The sequence below is a fragment of the Streptomyces sp. NPDC046859 genome (assembly GCF_040645135.1).
In the GTDB taxonomy this organism is placed as follows: domain Bacteria; phylum Actinomycetota; class Actinomycetes; order Streptomycetales; family Streptomycetaceae; genus Streptomyces.
On sequence record NZ_JBEYXR010000003.1, the window covers coordinates 113499 to 129071 of the forward strand.

Here is a 15573-nt window from a genome sequence, read left to right on the forward strand (position 1 = left end):
TGATAGCGATCCCATATACCGACCGATCAGTTTGTCGAAACCCTCGCGCTCACCGGTACTCCGAAGTAACGTGCGTGGCTCGCCCGCCCCCCACCTCCCTGCGGTCCGCCGCACCGGACCCGAGCCACGCAAGGAGTACCGGGATGTCCTCCCCGTATGAGCCATACCCACCCCACGCGTCCCACGCGCCGCCACCGTCCTACGCCACCTACCCGTGGCAGGAGAGCTTCCCGCCCGAACCCCCCGAGCCGCCCCGCCACCGCGCCCCCGACCACCCGCCGCTCGGGCAGCACAGCGACCTGCGGGTGCTGCGCACCGCCTACCGCCTCCAGCGCCGGGTGGCGACTCTCACCGCCCTGGGCTACTTCCTGCTGTTCCTGATCCTGTCCGCCTTCGCGCCCGGCTTCATGGGCGACGAGGTCGCCGCCGGCCTGCCCGCCGGACTGCTCCTCGCCCTGCTCCAACTGCCGGTCACCTGGCTGGCGATCGTCCTGTACGAGCACACCGCCCGCCGCTACCTCGACCCGGTCGCCGACCGCATCCGACGGCAGGCCGAGATCGACGCCAAGCGGGACGCCGCCGGGCAGAGGGGAACCGGACGATGACCGACTTCGGCGGAGACGCCCAGGCGATGTCCCTGGTCGCCTTCTGCGCGGTGGCCACCATCACGCTGCTGCTGTGCGTGATGACCGGCCCCGACCGGGACGACCTCGACGAGTTCTACACCGGCTACAGCTCCCTGTCGCCGCTGCGCAACGGCCTCGCGATCGGCGGCGACTACATCAGCGCCGCCACCGTCCTCGGCACCACCGGCGTGGTCGCGCTGTGCGGCTACGACGGCATCGTGCTCGCCCTGAGCACGGCCCTGTCGCTGATGCTGCTGATGTTCCTGCTGGCCGAACCGCTGCGCAACGCGGGCCGGTTCACCATGGGCGACGCCCTCGCCCGCCGGATGCCCGGCCGGGCCGTACGGATCGCCGCGTGCACGGTGACCCTGGCCGCGCTGCTGCCGCTGATGCTGGTGCAGCTCGCCGGGACCGGCCAGCTGCTCGCGTTCATCCTCGGCTTCTCCAGCGACTCCATGAAGACCGGCTGCATCATCGGCCTGGGCGTGCTGATGATCAGCTATGCGGCGATCGGCGGCATGAAGGGCACCGCCCTCATCCAGATCCTCAAGCTCGTCATGCTGCTCGGCTCGGGGTCCATCGTCGCCCTGCTCATCCTGCACCGCTTCGACTGGGACCTGGGCGCGCTCTTCGACGCGGGCGCCGCGCAGAGCGGCGTCGGCGACGCGTTCCTGAACTCCGGACTGCAGTTCGCGGGCAGCCCGTACCCGCGCCTCGACATGATCACCACGCAGCTCGCCGTCGTCCTCGGCGGCGGCGTCCTGCCGCACATCACCATGCGCATGTACACCGCGACCGGAGCCCGTCAGGTCCGCCGGTCGATGTCCTGGGCGGTGTCCAGCGTCGCCCTGTTCGTGCTGGTGATCACGGTGGTCGGGTTCGGCGCGACCGCGCTGATCGGCCGCGAGGTCATCGCCGGGGCCGACCCGCAGGGCAACACCGCGTTCCTGCTGGGCTCCCGGGCCGTGTTCGGCATCGACGTCTCGTACGCGGAGACCCTGCTGTTCACGACGGTCACCACCGCCATCTTCCTGACGGTGCTCGCCTCGGTGGCCGGCATGATCCTCGCCTGCGCCAACTCCCTGGCGCACGACGTGGTCGCCACCCGGGCACGGCGGCTGAGCACCCGCCAGGAGATGACCGTGGCCCGGCTGTCGGCCCTGGCCGTCGGCGTCCCGGCGATCCTGCTGGCGACGCTGGCCCAGCACCGCAGCCTGCAGCCCCTGGTGACGCTGTCGTTCACCCTGGGCGCCTCCGCCATCGCTCCCGCGCTCGTCTACAGCCTCTTCTGGCGCCGGTACACCCGCACCGGACTGCTGTGGACCCTGATCGGCGGCACCGTCGTCGTCCTGCTGCTGATGCCGGGCACCAACCTGGTCTCCGGCTCCCCCATAGCGGCGTTCCCCGAGGCCGACTTCAACTGGTTCCCGTTCACCACACCGGGTCTGGTGTCGATCCCCGCCGGGTTCGCCCTGGGCTACCTCGGGACGGTCCTGTCGGGCCGCGGCGCCTCCGACGCCCAGCGACGGGAGTACGAGGCCGTCGAAGGGTGGATCCTCGCGGGAGCCGTCCGCCGGGGCAACTGACCGCGCACGGCCGAGGGCCCGCCGCCGGTACGCCGGCGGCGGGCCCTCACTCCAGCGCCGCCTGCCCGGTCAGCGCCGTCAGGCTGTTGCGCATCTGCCCGATGTGGGCCCGCACCTCGTCCCAGGTGTCGCTGTGCTCACGCAGCACGCGCTCCGTCTCCAGCGCGATCTCCTCGGCCCGCCGCCGGGCCGCCGCGACCAGCTCCTCGGCGTGGGCCCGCGCCTCCTCCTGCAGGCGGCGCGCCGACGCCTCGGCGTCCGCGAACACCTCCGTCGCCTCGGCCAGCGCCGCCTCCGCGCGCGCCTGCCGCTCCCGCTCCGCCGCCTCGTGCGCGGCCAGCCGCTCCTCGGCCTCCCGCTCGACCCGCACCCACACCGTGTCGCGCCGCTCCGCCTGCTCGGCCAGCGTCCCCACGGTGCGCTGCCGTGCCTCCCGCAACGCGCCCAGCGCCTCCTTGCGTTCCTCCCGCACCTCGCGGCGGGCCGTCACCCGGATCTCGTCCGCCTCGGTCCGGGCCGCGAGCAGCCGCCCCTCCGCGAACTCCTCCGCCTCGGCGGTCACCGCGTCGGCGTGCGTCCGCGCGGCCTCGCGCACCTCGTCCGCCCACGCCTGCGCCTCGTCCATCAGGCGTTGCGCCTCCCGCCGCGCCTCCCCCCGCACGGCCGCGGCCTCCTGCTCGACCAGCTCGAAGATCCGCCGCGCCCGCTCGCCGAGGGTCTCGTACGTCTGCGGGCCGAGCCGCGCCACCTCCTCCTTCAGCTGCTCCGCCTCCGCCTCCATCTCCCGGGCGAGCACGGTGAGCCGGGCGGCCCGCTCCCAGGCGGCGTCACGGTCGCGGGAGAGGGCGTCGACGAACGCGTCGACCTGGTCGGGACGGTAGCCGCGCCCTCGTACGACCACGAAGTCGTACAGCGGGACCAGTGCGCCACTCATCGCGTAACCCCTCTCCTCCGAACGGACAGGAAAATGATGATTTAGCGCACATCTTGAAGTATCAGGCGTAAGTGGCCATAACGCGACACTCCGCGTACGGGCGCGGGCCGCGGGCGCGGGGAAGGGCGAACAGCGCACACGAAAGGGGCCGATCCCGGTCTCACCACCGGGATCGGCCCCTCACCGCACCCCGCCGCCCTCAACGGCAGCCGGGTGACATCACGTCACACACTCCACGACCGGACGAACGTCCGTACGAGGTCAGAGCAGTCCGTCCCACATCTGTTCCAGCAGCACCGACCACCAGCTCTCCGGCGAAGCCAGCGCCGCCGGGTCCAGCGCGGCCAGCTGCGCCTGGAAGTCGACGGTCCAGCGGCCCGCCTGCTCCTGGTTCAGCCCGAACCGCAGCCGCCACATCCGGCCCAGCAACGCCAGGCAGCGCTGGAACTCGGGCAGCCCCGTGTTCACGAACTGCGGCTGCACGGGCGCACCGCCCGGCCCGGCCTCCACCGGCACCGCCACGATGTGCGCCGTCCCGTACTGCACACACAGGGCCTTTCCGAAGTCGCTGCCCATCACCAGGTACGACCCCGCGTCCGGCGCCGGCTGCACCCCGCGCTCCTGCGCCAGCTCCGCCAGCGTCGGCACCGGCCGGCCCGGCTGGGCCTGCGCCCAGAAGAACGGACCCATGTCCAGCGGCAGACCGCCCACGACCAGGCTGTGCGCCACGATCGGCGGCACACCCTGCCGGGACACCGCCGCCTGCTCGAACCGGAAGATCCCCGGCCCGAACGCCCCGGCGAGCTCCTGCGCCACCCCCTCCGGAGGGATCGGCGGCACCGGCTGCACCTGCGGCAGCGGGGCCCGCACCGGCGCCGGCCGCGCCGGGCCGTCCGCCACCTGGTGCAACTCGCCCTGGTGCGCCAGCAGCTGACCCATGCCCTGCTGCCGGCTCGCGTGGTCCGTGCCGTACCGCGCGATCGACGTGATCCGCGCCTGCGGCCACTGCTCCCGGATCATCCGCGCGCAGTACGCGCCCGGCAGCTCGCACGACTCCAGCTCGGTGTGCAGCTCCAGCACCTGGCCCGGCGGCACGTTCATGGCGCGCAGCTCGTGGAAGATCTGCCACTCCGGGTGCGGCGTGCCCGGCGCCGAACGCCGGATCAGCTGCTGCTCCGAACCGTCCTGCGCGCGGTACCGCAGGACCGCCTGGTAGCCGGGTCCGACGGTCGGCTGCCCCACCGGCTGCTGCGGATAGCCGTACGCCGGCGGCTGCCCCGGGGACGGCGCCATGGCACCGGGGGGCATGGGCGGCTGAGGGACGCCCGGCGGCACACCGGGACCGGGAGGACCGACCGGCCCCACGGGTCCGACCGGCCCCACGGGACCGACCGGCCCGGGGTGCCCGACCGGCACACCGGGGACGCCTGGGGGCGCGGGCGGGGTGCCGGGAACACCCGGGGCGGGCGGTGGCGGAGGCACACCGGGACCCGCGACGGGCGGGGCGGACAGCACGGTCTCCGCGTGGTGCACGGCACCGGGGTCACCCGCCGGGGCACCGGGAGGCTGCGGAGCGCCGGGAGCACCCGGAGGCTTCGGGGCGCCGGGCATGCCCGGGGCACCCGGGGCGCCGGGCGGCGCCGGAGGCTGCGGCGGGCCGCCCCCCTGACCGGGACCGGCCAGCACCGTGGCGGCATGGTGCACCCCACCCGGGGGCGTACCGCCCGGGACACCGGGCGCACCCGGCGCACCCGGCGGACTCGGCACACCAGGGGCACCCGGAGCACCGGGCGGAGCGGGCACGCCCGGAGCACCCGGAGCCCCGGGAGCACTCGGCACACCGGCGCCGGGCGCACCCGGCGGCGGCGGAACCCCCGGCCCGGACGCACCCGCCGGCCCGTCGGAACCGAGCGACGACACCAGTTGCGTCGGCACATACCCGCCGGCCGGAGCACCCGGAGCGCCCGGCGGCGGAGGCGGCGTCGCGCCACCCGGCCCGCGCGGCGGCGCCTTGCTCGTCGCCGCGTCCGCGATGTCGCCCGCGCCCGGCACCGGCTGCCCCGGCACACCCGGCGGCTGCGGATACCCGTACGACGGCGGCGCCGGCGGAGGCGGGGGCGCACCCGCACCCTGCGGATACCCGTACGACGGCGCACCCGACGCGTCCGCACCGTCCGCCGGCTCGATCGCCGTGCGCGGCAGCCCACTGCCCGCCGCCATCAGCGCCGTCTCGGCGTCCGGCGGCGCCGCGGTGTCGTCACCGCTCAGCGGCGGCGCGAACACCGTCTCCGGCAGCGGCACCGAACGGTCCTCGCCCGCGTCGGCGTTGGTGTCCGTACCGGCCCACGGAGTCGCCCCCTCGGGCACCGCGTCCCGCGGCTCGTCCGCCACCGGCACCGCGTCCCGCGGCTCCTCGTCCGCCGGCGGCCGGCGATCCGGCACACCCATCCGGTCCGCCGCCTCCTGCAACCACTCCGGCGGCGTCAGCAGGAACGACGTCTGGTTCAGATCCACCCGCGCCGCGGGCGCCGGCGCCGGCTCCGCGACCGCGTCGTCCCGGCCGTACTCCTCCTCATAACGGCGGATCACCTCACCCACCGGCAGCGACGGCCACAACGTGGCCTCCCCGCTGTCCCGGGCGATCACCAGCCGCTGCGCACCGCCGTCCGACCGCGGCCCGTCCGCACGGTCCTCACCCCACACCACGAAGCCCAGCCCGAACTCCCGGACCCGCACCTCACGATGCTGGTACGACGGCACATCGCCGTTGATCCACTCCTCGGCGCGCTCCTGCGCCTGCGCGAACGTCACCATCGCGAAGCTCACTCCCCCGCAGCCGCGGCCTCGACAGGCACCGCACGCGCGAACCCACCGTCCACCATCAGATTCGCCACCGTCTCCAACTCCGGCGGAGAACCCGCCAGCCGGGACAGGAACACGTCGAAGTCCTCACCGCACGGCAGCAGCAGCCGCTCCACCCGCTCGGCCACCGACCACGACGGATCCACGTCCCGCGCGTCGTCGTACGCCGAGAACCACACCGAACCCAGCCGCTCGCCCCTCACCTTCACGGCCAGCAGCCCGCCCTGCACGAACCCCACACACAGATAGTCCTTGGTGAGATGGTCCCGCAGGCACTTGTTCGCATAGACCAGGTCGTTGACCGCCGCCTCGTCCCGCACCGTGAAGAACGGCTGGTCGATCAGCAGCCCCAACTCCGCGTCCAGCGCCGTCCCCACCGGGGCACACCCGCCCGCCGCCTTCAGGAACGAACGGTACGCACCCGGCAACCGGTACCCGAGATCCTCCTCGACCCCCTGCGCCTGCGCCTCCGTCACCGCCACACCCGACTTCGGCAGCCGGAAGTGCGCCGGACGCGTCTCCTGCAACGGCCGCGTCCCACGCTTCATCTGGTCCACACCCGACGTCGCGATGCCGCCGTGATGCCGCAACAGGGCCTTCACCTCGACCGGAACCAACTCCAGCCGCCGCGACCCCGCCACGTGATGCCACGTCCAGCCGTGCGGCGTCGCCACCGCCGGCACCGTGTCCCACAACGCGTGCCCCGACGCCGCCAGCGCCGCGTTCGCCGACACGTAGTCCGTCAGCCGCAACTCGTCGACGCCGAAACCCTCCGGCGGCTCCGCGATCTCCGCCGCCGCACGCGCGTACGGCGAGAAATCGGGATAACCCCGCTCGTCCACCCGCACCCCTCTCGGGTGCCGGGCCGCCCGCACCGGATCCGGAAAATGCACGACCTGCCCGGCGTAGGCCGCGTTCGGCGGCGCGGCGTGCCCCCCGGCCTGGCGGCCGGGAGGATCCCCCAGCCCGAGCCGACCTGTCGTCATGGCGGTAGCCCCCTGCGGCGTTCTGACCCGGCCCGCCATGACCACACACGGTCACAACGCCCCGAATCGACTGACTCGTCTGCGTCCACGCGTCACCGCATGGAAAGCGGTGGCGACAGCCTATGCGGTACGACGACAACGGTCACCGGCACAGGTGACACCCCCCACCACCACCGTGACAAGGCGTCACCCCACCGTGACAGCACGCCCCGACACGGGCGTGTCGCATCGCCCCAGCTTCCGCACCCGCCACGGCATTTGGCACTCTGTGACGTCCGAGGGCATGCACGGGGGATGCTCAGGAGGGGATGATGACGATGAACGCGACACAGACCGACCCGCACTCAGGCAGGTCAGGCGACCCCCGCGTCGGCTGGAGTGCCGACGGCACCCCGCACACGCCCGCCCTCCTCCACCGCCGCGACGGCATACTCCCCACCGTCGCCGCCGCCCTCTCCGTCCGCGGCGCCACCCTCACCGGCACCGCCGCCCGCGGCGACCAGCCCCCCGCCCTGCACCACCTCGTCCAGGACTTCCTCGACACCCTCACCAGCGCCGAACGCGACCGCTTCACCGGACGCTGCGCCGAGACCATCCTCATCTCACGGCACATCACCGCCGCCGACACCGCCCGCAGCAAACGCGCCGCCCGCAAACCCATGACCAACGGCGAAGCCCGCAAAGCACTCAGACAAGCCAAACTCACCACCCGCCGCATCCGCGAGGATGGCGACCCCCTGCACGGCAGCTTCGTCACCCCCTGCCGCGCCTGCACCGCCCTCAGCGCCCACTTCGGCGTCCGCATCGTCGACCCCACCCCGCCCGCCGACTGACCCCCCACCCGCACGACCGCACACCGCCGCGCGCGCCCGGACACCCACCCCCCACCCGGCCCCGGCACACTCGACGAACGAAGAGCCGATGCACACCGACCGCACCTCGACCACCCGCTTCCCCGTACCCGTCGACGCCGCCCTGCGCGCCGCCGGCTGGCAACCCGGACGCTGGGACATCAAACAAGCCGAGATCTGGGCCGACACCCTGCGCGACCACACCTCACCCGCGGGCCACCGGCACACCGTCTTCCCCGCCGCCGTCGAAGCCTGGGCCGAATTCGGCGGCCTCCACATCACCCCCGGCGGCCCCGGACGCCAGATCGCCCCCGCCGCCCTCCACCTCGACCCCCTGCACGGCCTCCACCTGGCCCGCACCCTCGGCGACCTCGGCCGCGCCCTCGACACCGACGTCAGCCCCCTCGGCACCGAGACCGACACCGACTCCCTCCTCGCCATCGACACCGAAGGCCGCGTCTACGCCCTCGACCACACCGGCGACTGGTACCTCGGAAGCGACATCGACCAGGCCCTCGCCGGCCTCGTCACCGGCCTCGAACCCGCCCGCCTCACCGCCCCCTGACCCGGTCCGGCGACCCGGGTCAGACCGCCGGGATCACCGCCGACACCCGGAAACCCCCCGCGTCCGTCGGGCCCGACACGAACACCCCGCCCAGCGCCGACACCCGCTCCTTCATCCCCACCAGACCGTTGCCCCCCGACGGCAGCCGCGCCGACGACGCCGACCCCGCCTCCGGCGGCGGCTCGTTCTCCACCTGCATCGCGATCTCCGACACCCGATGCGCCAGCCGCACATACGTCTTCGCACCCGCCGCGTGCTTGTGGACGTTCGTCAACGCCTCCTGCACCACCCGGTACGCCGTCTGCTCCACCTCCGGCGCGTACACCCGCGACTCCCCCTCCACCGACAGATCCACGACCATCCCCGCCGCCGCCGACTGCCCCACCAGCTCGTCCAGCTCCGACAACCACGGCCCCTCGGCGACCGGCTCCCCCGCCCGCCCCCGGTCCGCGGCCGCCGCCGCGGCCACCCCCACCGCCACCAGCGGAACCACCGCACCCCGCGACGCACCCCCGGACGCCACACCACTGCGCAGCACCCCGAGCATCTCCCGCAGCTCCGTCAACGCCTGCCGGCCCATGTCCCCCACCAGCGCCGCATTGCGCACGGCCTTCTCCGGGTCCTTCCGCGCCACCGCCTGCAACGCCGCCGCGTGCACCACCATCAGACTCACCCGATGCGCGACCACGTCGTGCATCTCGCGCGCGATCCGCGTCCGCTCCTCGTTGCGCGCCCACTCGGCACGCTCCTCCGCCCGCTCCGCGAGCAGCTGAAGCTCCCGCTCCAGACTGTCCGCCCGCTCCCGCAGGCTCTCCATCAGCCGGCGCCGGGCCCCCACGTACAGCCCCAGCAGCAACGACGGCGCCGTCAGCCCGATCGCCGTCGTCACCGACGCGAACGGCACCACCCAGTCGCCGACCGTCAGATTCCCCCGCGCCACGTCCTGGCCCACCCACACGAACGTCACGATCAGCGTGCCGACGAACGACATCCCCGCCAGCGACGCGATGATCCGGCGCGGCAACTCCGAAGCCGCCAGCGTGTACAGGCCGACAATGCTCAGCAGGAAACCCATCTGCGCCGGCAGCACCGCGATCGACACCAGCACCACGGCGATCGGCCAGCGGCGCCGCAGCAGCAGCACGGAACCCGCCAGCGCCCCGAACACCACCCCGACCGGCACCGGCAGCCCCGCGTCCCGCGCGAAGCCGACCCCCTCGATCGCGCACTCCACCGCGGACGCGACAGCCAGCGTCACGTCCAGCGCGGCACCACGCGCCCTGCTCCACCACCACGGCCCTGCCCCCGGCGGCGACTCCCCGGCGTGCTCTTCCCCCGTCCTGGTCATGCCTCCAGCCTACGGGCGCACACCCCCCGATTTCCGTCGACTTTCACGGACCGTCCACGACCACGGTGAGTGATCACCCAGGCACGGAACGCCCCAGATTCCCCCGAACTGCTGAACCATCGCGCCCAGCCCCCCGGAACCCCAGATTCCCCCCAGACGCTGTGCCCATGGCACATGCATCCGGCAAGCACACGGACTTCGAGGACCTCCGGGATCAGGCCGTGGCGCTGCGACGACAGGGCCGCAGCCTTCGGCAGATCCGCGACGAGCTGAAGATCTTCAACAACGACCTCCTCAACCGGCTGGTGAAGGGCGAGCCCCCACCCGCGTGGACCAGGCGCCCGAACGCCAGGGACGACCTCCGCGACCGCGCCCGCGAGCTGCGACTGCGGGGCTGGACCTACGACCGGATCCAGCTCGAACTCGGCTGCTCGAAGAGCTCGATCTCCCTCTGGGTGCGGGACCTGCCCAAACCGGACCGCACGAGGACCCCGCAGGAGGCACGGGAGATCTCCCGGAAGGGATGGGAGGCGAAGCTGCGCATCCGTGACGAGGAGCGGCGGCGGACCAAGGAGGCCGCTCGCCAGGCCGTCGCCGCGCTGTCGGCGCGTGAGCTCTTCCTCGTCGGCGTGGGCCTCTACTGGGCCGAGGGCACCAAGGACAAGCCGTACGACCGGCGCGAGAAGGTGACCTTCTGCAACAGCGACCCCGGCATGATCCAGGTGTACCTAGCGTGGCTCGACCTCCTCGGCGTCGAGCGCGAGCGTCTGCGCTTCCACGTCCTGATCCACGAGAACGCGGACGTCGCGGGCGCCGAGGAGTACTGGGCCGGCCTCGTCGGTGCCGACCGCTCCGCCTTCCACAAGACGACCCTCAAGAAGCACAACCCGAAGACGGTCCGCAAGAACGTGGGCGACTCCTATCGGGGTTGCCTGGTGATCAAAGTCCTGCGGGGTGCCGAGTTGTACCGTCGCATCGAAGGCTCTTGGTACGGCATAGTGTTGGGAGCCACCCAGCCGATCGACGAGATGTCCGATTAGCCGGGACTTTCCCCCGTGGTGTAATTGGCAACACACGTCACTTTGGATGATGTATTTCAGGTTCGAGTCCTGGCGGGGGAGCAGCGTTCGGGTCCTGACCCCTCCGGGGTCGGGGCCCGCTCTCATGTCGCCCCGGAAACGCCCCGGTATCCTGCGGATGTCACCCCTCCCCCATCACAGCCGAAGGGCATCCCGTGAGCGCCATTCGCCCGGCAGCCGTCGTCGTTCTCGCAGCGGGTGAGGGCACCCGTATGAAGTCGGCCACACCCAAGGTCCTCCACGAGCTCTGCGGGCGCAGCCTCGTGGGGCATGTCCTCGCCGCTTCCCGCGAGTTGGACCCCGAGCACCTCGTCGTCGTGGTCGGCCACGCCCGCGAGAAGGTCACCGCGCATCTCGCCGAGATCGACCCCGGTGTGCGCACGGCCGTGCAGGCGCAGCAGAACGGCACGGGTCATGCGGTGCGGATGGCTCTGGAGGAGCTGCGCGGTCCGGTGGAGGGCACGGTGGTGGTCGTCTGTGGCGACACTCCGCTGCTGACGGGCGCGACGCTGTCGGCGCTGGCGGCGGCGCACGCGGCGGACGGCAACGCGGTGACCGTGCTGACGGCGGAGGTGCCGGACGCGACGGGGTACGGCCGGATCGTGCGGGACGCGTCGGGTGCGGTGACGGCGATCGTGGAGCACAAGGACGCGTCGGAGTCGCAGCGGGCGATCCGGGAGATCAATTCCGGGGTGTTCGCGTTCGACGGGCAGTTGCTGGCGGACGCGCTGGGCAAGGTGCGCACGGACAACAGTCAGGGTGAGGAGTACCTGACGGACGTGCTGGGCATTCTGCGGGAGGCCGGGCACCGGGTGGGTGCGTCGGTGGCGGCGGATCACCGTGAGATCGCGGGGATCAACAACCGCGTGCAGTTGGCGGAGGCGCGGCGGATCCTGAACGACCGGTTGCTGACGGCGGCGATGCTGGCGGGGGTGACGGTGGTGGATCCGGCGTCGACGTGGGTCGATGTGTCGGTGTCGTTCGAGCAGGACGCGGTGGTGCTGCCGGGTACGCAGCTGCTGGGTGCGACGCATCTGGGTGAGGGTGCGGAGGTCGGGCCGAACTGCCGGCTGCGGGACACGCGGGTGGGCGCGGGGGCCCGGGTGGACAACACGGTGGCGGAGGGTGCCGTGGTGGGTGCGGGCGCGTCGGTGGGGCCGTTCGCGTATTTGCGTCCGGGTACCCGTCTGGGTGCGAAGGGCAAGATCGGTACGTACGTGGAGACGAAGAACGCGTCGATCGGTGAGGGGACGAAGGTTCCGCATCTGTCGTACGTGGGGGACGCGACGATCGGCGAGTACACGAACATCGGCGCGGCGAGTGTGTTCGTGAACTACGACGGTCAGGACAAGCACCACACGACGGTGGGGTCGCACTGCCGCACCGGTTCGGACAACATGTTTGTGGCTCCTGTCACGATCGGGGATGGTGCGTACACCGCCGCGGGGTCCGTGATCACGAAGGATGTGCCGCCCGGTTCGCTGGCCGTGGCCCGTGGCCAGCAACGGAATATCGAGGGTTGGGTGGCTCGTAAGCGTCCGGGGAGTGCGGCGGCGCGGGCGGCTGAGGAGGCGTCCGGGCAGGGCGAAAGCGAAGGCTGACCGGAAACGGGTGCGTCGGACACGGCGTACCGTGATAGGTGCACACCCAGCTGAGACACCTCTGAGGAGACAGTGCTGTGACCGGGATCAAGACGACCGGCGAGAAGAAGATGATGTTCTTCTCCGGCCGCGCCCACCCCGAGCTTGCCGAGGAGGTCGCCCAGCAGTTGGGTGTCGGGGTTGTCCCCACGAAGGCCTTCGACTTCGCGAACGGCGAGATCTATGTGCGGTATCAGGAGTCGGCGCGGGGCGCGGACTGTTTCCTGATCCAGAGCCACACGGCGCCGATCAACAAGTGGATCATGGAGCAGTTGATCATGATCGACGCGTTGAAGCGTGCGTCGGCCCGCTCGATCACGGTGATCGTGCCGTTCTACGGCTATGCCCGTCAGGACAAGAAGCACCGTGGCCGTGAGCCGATCTCGGCGCGTCTGATCGCGGACCTGATGAAGACGGCCGGCGCGGACCGCATCCTGACCATGGATCTGCACACGGATCAGATCCAGGGCTTCTTCGACGGGCCGGTGGATCACCTGTTCGCGCTGCCGCTGCTGGCGGACTACGTGGGCCGGAAGGTCGACAAGGGCAAGCTGACGGTCGTCTCGCCGGACGCGGGCCGGGTGCGGGTCGCGGACCGCTGGTGCGACCGGCTGGGCGCGCCGCTGGCGATCGTGCACAAGCGGCGTGACAAGGACGTGGCGAACCAGGTGACCGTCCACGAGGTCGTGGGTGAGGTCAAGGGCCGCGTGTGTGTGCTGGTCGACGACATGATCGACACGGGTGGCACGATCTGCGCCGCGGCGGACGCGCTCTTCGCGCACGGCGCGGAGGACGTCATCGTCACGGCGACGCACGGTGTGCTGTCGGGTCCGGCGGCGGACCGGTTGAAGAACTCGCGGGTGAGCGAGTTCGTGTTCACGAACACGCTGCCCACTCCGGGTGAGCTGGCGGCGGATCTGGACAAGCTGACGGTGCTGTCGATCGCGCCGACGATCGCGAGCGCGGTGCGTGAGGTGTTCGAGGACGGTTCGGTGACGAGCCTGTTCGACGAGCAGTAGACGAGCTGTAGAGATCGTTTTGGGAACGGCCTCCGGGTCCGAGTAGACTGCTGCAGTTGCTCGGCGAGGGAGGCCGTTTCCCGTTGCGGGATGCGGTGGTCCGTTATCGACGCGCTCTTCGTAGCAGGCCGTTCGTGGCCGGGTGACCCCGTCCGTTCTACTTCTACGAGGAGTGATCGTCATGTCCGAGGTGAAGATTTCCGCCGAGTCCCGTACCGAGTTCGGTAAGGGTGCGGCCCGTCGTATCCGTCGTGCCAACAAGGTTCCGGGTGTGCTGTACGGGCACGGTGCCGAGCCGCTGCACCTGACGCTTCCGGGTCACGACCTGCTGCTGGCGCTGCGTACGCCGAACGTCCTGATCGCGCTGGACGTCGATGGCAAGACCAACGAGCTGGCCATTCCGAAGGCCGTGCAGCGTGACCCGCTGAAGGGCTTCCTGGAGCACGTGGACCTGCTGCTGGTGAAGCGCGGCGAGAAGGTCACGGTCGAGATCCCGGTGCACGCCGAGGGCGAGCTGGCCGCGGGTGGCAACCTGCTGGAGCACGTGCTGAACGCGCTTCCGGTCGAGGCCGAGGCCACGCACATCCCGGAGTCGGTGACGGTGTCGGTCGAGGGTCTGGAGGCGGGTGCCTCGATCCTGGCGAAGGACATCGAGCTGCCGAAGGGCACGACGCTGGCCGTCGAGGGCGACGCGGTCGTGCTGCAGGTGCTGGCCGCGCAGGCCGAGGAGGCCGCTGAGGGTGAAGAGGCCGAGGCCGAGGAAGTCGCCGAGGCCTGATCCTCGCATTCCGGCGGGGCCGTGTGATCGGCTGCGCCGTCGTTTTCGTCAGCCGCTGTCCCTTCGGGGGCGGCGGCTGGCGCGTATCGATGGAGATGTGGACGTGACGACCGATCCGAGTGCGCCGTGGCTGGTCGCCGGCCTGGGCAATCCGGGGCCCGAGTACGCCGGGAACCGGCACAACGTGGGGTTCATGGTGGTGGATCTGCTGGCGGAGCGGATCGGGGGGAAGTTCAAGCGGGCCGGGAAGGCGCAGGCGCAGGTCGTCGAGGGCCGGATCGGGCCGCCGGGGCCGGCGAGCCGGCGGGTGGTGCTGGCGAAGCCGATGTCGTTCATGAATCTGTCGGGTGGTCCGGTGAACGCGTTGCGGGACTTCTACAAGGTCCCGGTGGGCAACATCGTGGCGGTGCACGACGAGCTGGACATCGACTACGGCGTGTTGCGGCTGAAGCTGGGCGGCGGGGACAACGGGCACAACGGGCTGAAGTCGATGACGAAGGCGATGGGCCCGGACTATCACCGGGTGCGGTTCGGTGTGGGGCGTCCGCCGGGCCGGATGCCCGTGGCGGACTTCGTGCTGAGGGACTTCTCGGCGGCGGAGCGCAAGGAGCTGGACTATTTCGTGGACCGGGCGGCGGACGCGGTGGAGTGTCTGGTGGCGGAGGGTCTGGAGCGGGCGCAAAGCACGTACAACTCGTGACGTGTCGGTCCCCGCGGCCGACGCGAAGTTGACCGTTCGCAGGGGCATGGCCAAAGATCGCGGCCATGCCTTCTGCCGTTGTCTCCAGTCAGGGCGCCGTCTCCGCGCTGCGGTTCGGGCGGATCGCGGTGATGGGGACGGTGGTGCTGCTGATCCTGGTCGCGGGTGTGTGGGGGTCGTGGGGCAGTGCCCAGCACGTGATGCTCACCAAGGGCCGTGAGCACGGCACGATCGAGGTGGTCCGGTGCGGCGCGGACACGTGCGGCGGGCCGTACACGCCGGTGTCGGTGGGGTCGCGGGCGCGCGCTTCGGCGGTGATCGAGAAGAGCGTCGCGGTGCGCAAGGGGGAGACGTACGCGGTGGTGGTGAAGCCGGGTACGGACGAGGTGGTGCGTTCGGGTCCGGCGGGTGTGCTGTACGCGTGGGTGCCGCTGGGGGGCGCGCTGCTGCTGGCGTCGGTGGTCGCGGCGGGCGGTCTGCGCCGGGCCCGGCTGGCCTGGCTCCTGGCGGGCACGGGCGTGGCCCTGCTGACGGGGGCGTACGTGATCGTGTGAGGCGCCCGCGGGTCTCTCCCGCGCGGTGTGATGGCAGTGCCCCCG

Annotated in this window: 14 protein-coding genes and 1 tRNA gene; 11 read left to right on the plus strand and 4 right to left on the minus strand. The window is 71.9% G+C overall.

Annotated features, from left to right (window positions below):
• Positions 1-143 precede the first annotated feature (143 nt).
• Positions 144-605, plus strand: a complete 462-nt coding sequence (locus ABZ899_RS04970) for a DUF485 domain-containing protein (protein ID WP_361340815.1) — start codon at positions 144-146, stop codon at positions 603-605.
• Positions 602-2212 carry a cation acetate symporter gene (locus tag ABZ899_RS04975; RefSeq protein ID WP_361340817.1) on the plus strand — a complete coding sequence of 537 codons (1611 nt, stop codon included), beginning with the start codon at positions 602-604 and terminating at the stop codon, positions 2210-2212. The genes ABZ899_RS04970 and ABZ899_RS04975 overlap by 4 nt, the downstream gene beginning before the upstream one ends.
• A gap of 46 nt (positions 2213-2258) precedes the next feature.
• Here ABZ899_RS04975 and ABZ899_RS04980 read toward each other — a convergent pair whose 3' ends face one another.
• The 3 genes from ABZ899_RS04980 to ABZ899_RS04990 form a co-directional block, all read right to left on the minus strand.
• Entirely contained in the window at positions 2259-3146 is an 888-nt protein-coding gene (locus ABZ899_RS04980) for a cellulose-binding protein (RefSeq protein ID WP_361340820.1), read from the minus strand.
• Between the two features lie 261 nt (positions 3147-3407).
• Positions 3408-5960, minus strand: coding sequence for an SUKH-4 family immunity protein (locus tag ABZ899_RS04985; protein WP_361340823.1), 2553 nt, complete (start codon positions 5958-5960; stop codon positions 3408-3410).
• An 8-nt stretch (positions 5961-5968) separates the two neighbouring features.
• Positions 5969-6994 carry an SMI1/KNR4 family protein gene (locus tag ABZ899_RS04990; RefSeq protein ID WP_361341547.1) on the minus strand — a complete coding sequence of 342 codons (1026 nt, stop codon included), beginning with the start codon at positions 6992-6994 and terminating at the stop codon, positions 5969-5971.
• A 317-nt stretch (positions 6995-7311) separates the two neighbouring features.
• Here ABZ899_RS04990 and ABZ899_RS04995 point away from each other — a divergent pair, with 317 nt between their 5' ends.
• Positions 7312-7827: a YwqJ-related putative deaminase gene (locus ABZ899_RS04995; protein ID WP_361340826.1), complete on the plus strand. Its 516-nt coding sequence runs from the start codon at positions 7312-7314 to the stop codon at positions 7825-7827.
• Positions 7828-7915: 88 nt separating this feature from the next.
• Positions 7916-8410: an SUKH-3 domain-containing protein gene (locus tag ABZ899_RS05000; protein WP_361340829.1), complete on the plus strand. Its 495-nt coding sequence runs from the start codon at positions 7916-7918 to the stop codon at positions 8408-8410.
• A gap of 19 nt (positions 8411-8429) precedes the next feature.
• Here the strand turns inward: ABZ899_RS05000 and ABZ899_RS05005 are convergent, their stop codons facing one another.
• The gene (locus tag ABZ899_RS05005; RefSeq protein ID WP_361340832.1) at positions 8430-9758 is read right to left on the minus strand and encodes a histidine kinase; all 1329 of its coding nucleotides are present in this window, start codon (positions 9756-9758) and stop codon (positions 8430-8432) included.
• A gap of 167 nt (positions 9759-9925) precedes the next feature.
• Between ABZ899_RS05005 and ABZ899_RS05010 the strand changes: the two genes are divergently transcribed.
• From ABZ899_RS05010 to ABZ899_RS05040, 7 genes are all read left to right on the plus strand, one after another.
• The gene (locus tag ABZ899_RS05010; protein ID WP_361340835.1) at positions 9926-10798 is read left to right on the plus strand and encodes a hypothetical protein; all 873 of its coding nucleotides are present in this window, start codon (positions 9926-9928) and stop codon (positions 10796-10798) included.
• Positions 10799-10807: 9 nt separating this feature from the next.
• A tRNA-Gln gene (locus ABZ899_RS05015) sits at positions 10808-10879 on the plus strand.
• 113 nt (positions 10880-10992) lie between these two features.
• Positions 10993-12438 carry a bifunctional UDP-N-acetylglucosamine diphosphorylase/glucosamine-1-phosphate N-acetyltransferase GlmU gene (gene glmU / locus ABZ899_RS05020; protein ID WP_361340839.1) on the plus strand — a complete coding sequence of 482 codons (1446 nt, stop codon included), beginning with the start codon at positions 10993-10995 and terminating at the stop codon, positions 12436-12438.
• Between the two features lie 77 nt (positions 12439-12515).
• Positions 12516-13496 (plus strand): ribose-phosphate diphosphokinase, encoded by a 981-nt coding sequence (locus ABZ899_RS05025; protein WP_361340842.1) that lies wholly within the window; start codon positions 12516-12518, stop codon positions 13494-13496.
• Between the two features lie 181 nt (positions 13497-13677).
• The gene (locus tag ABZ899_RS05030; RefSeq protein WP_361340845.1) at positions 13678-14274 is read left to right on the plus strand and encodes a 50S ribosomal protein L25/general stress protein Ctc; all 597 of its coding nucleotides are present in this window, start codon (positions 13678-13680) and stop codon (positions 14272-14274) included.
• A 97-nt stretch (positions 14275-14371) separates the two neighbouring features.
• Complete coding sequence (pth, locus tag ABZ899_RS05035; RefSeq protein WP_361340848.1) at positions 14372-14974, plus strand: aminoacyl-tRNA hydrolase; 603 nt, start codon at positions 14372-14374, stop codon at positions 14972-14974.
• A 65-nt stretch (positions 14975-15039) separates the two neighbouring features.
• Positions 15040-15528, plus strand: a complete 489-nt coding sequence (locus ABZ899_RS05040; protein WP_361340850.1) for a hypothetical protein — start codon at positions 15040-15042, stop codon at positions 15526-15528.
• The last annotated feature ends 45 nt before the right edge of the window (positions 15529-15573 follow it).

Excerpts from the sequence above, each read along its gene's own strand:
- ABZ899_RS04970 (WP_361340815.1), top strand. The coding sequence starts at position 144 with ATGTCCTCCCCGTATGAGCCATACCCACCCCACGCGTCCCACGCGCCG.
- ABZ899_RS04975 (WP_361340817.1), top strand. The coding sequence starts at position 602 with ATGACCGACTTCGGCGGAGACGCCCAGGCGATGTCCCTGGTCGCCTTC.
- ABZ899_RS04980 (WP_361340820.1), bottom strand. The coding sequence starts at position 3,146 with ATGAGTGGCGCACTGGTCCCGCTGTACGACTTCGTGGTCGTACGAGGG.
- ABZ899_RS04985 (WP_361340823.1), bottom strand. The coding sequence starts at position 5,960 with ATGGTGACGTTCGCGCAGGCGCAGGAGCGCGCCGAGGAGTGGATCAAC.
- ABZ899_RS04990 (WP_361341547.1), bottom strand. The coding sequence starts at position 6,994 with ATGACGACAGGTCGGCTCGGGCTGGGGGATCCTCCCGGCCGCCAGGCC.
- ABZ899_RS04995 (WP_361340826.1), top strand. The coding sequence starts at position 7,312 with ATGAACGCGACACAGACCGACCCGCACTCAGGCAGGTCAGGCGACCCC.
- ABZ899_RS05000 (WP_361340829.1), top strand. The coding sequence starts at position 7,916 with ATGCACACCGACCGCACCTCGACCACCCGCTTCCCCGTACCCGTCGAC.
- ABZ899_RS05005 (WP_361340832.1), bottom strand. The coding sequence starts at position 9,758 with ATGACCAGGACGGGGGAAGAGCACGCCGGGGAGTCGCCGCCGGGGGCA.
- ABZ899_RS05010 (WP_361340835.1), top strand. The coding sequence starts at position 9,926 with ATGGCACATGCATCCGGCAAGCACACGGACTTCGAGGACCTCCGGGAT.
- ABZ899_RS05030 (WP_361340845.1), top strand. The coding sequence starts at position 13,678 with ATGTCCGAGGTGAAGATTTCCGCCGAGTCCCGTACCGAGTTCGGTAAG.
- ABZ899_RS05040 (WP_361340850.1), top strand. The coding sequence starts at position 15,040 with ATGCCTTCTGCCGTTGTCTCCAGTCAGGGCGCCGTCTCCGCGCTGCGG.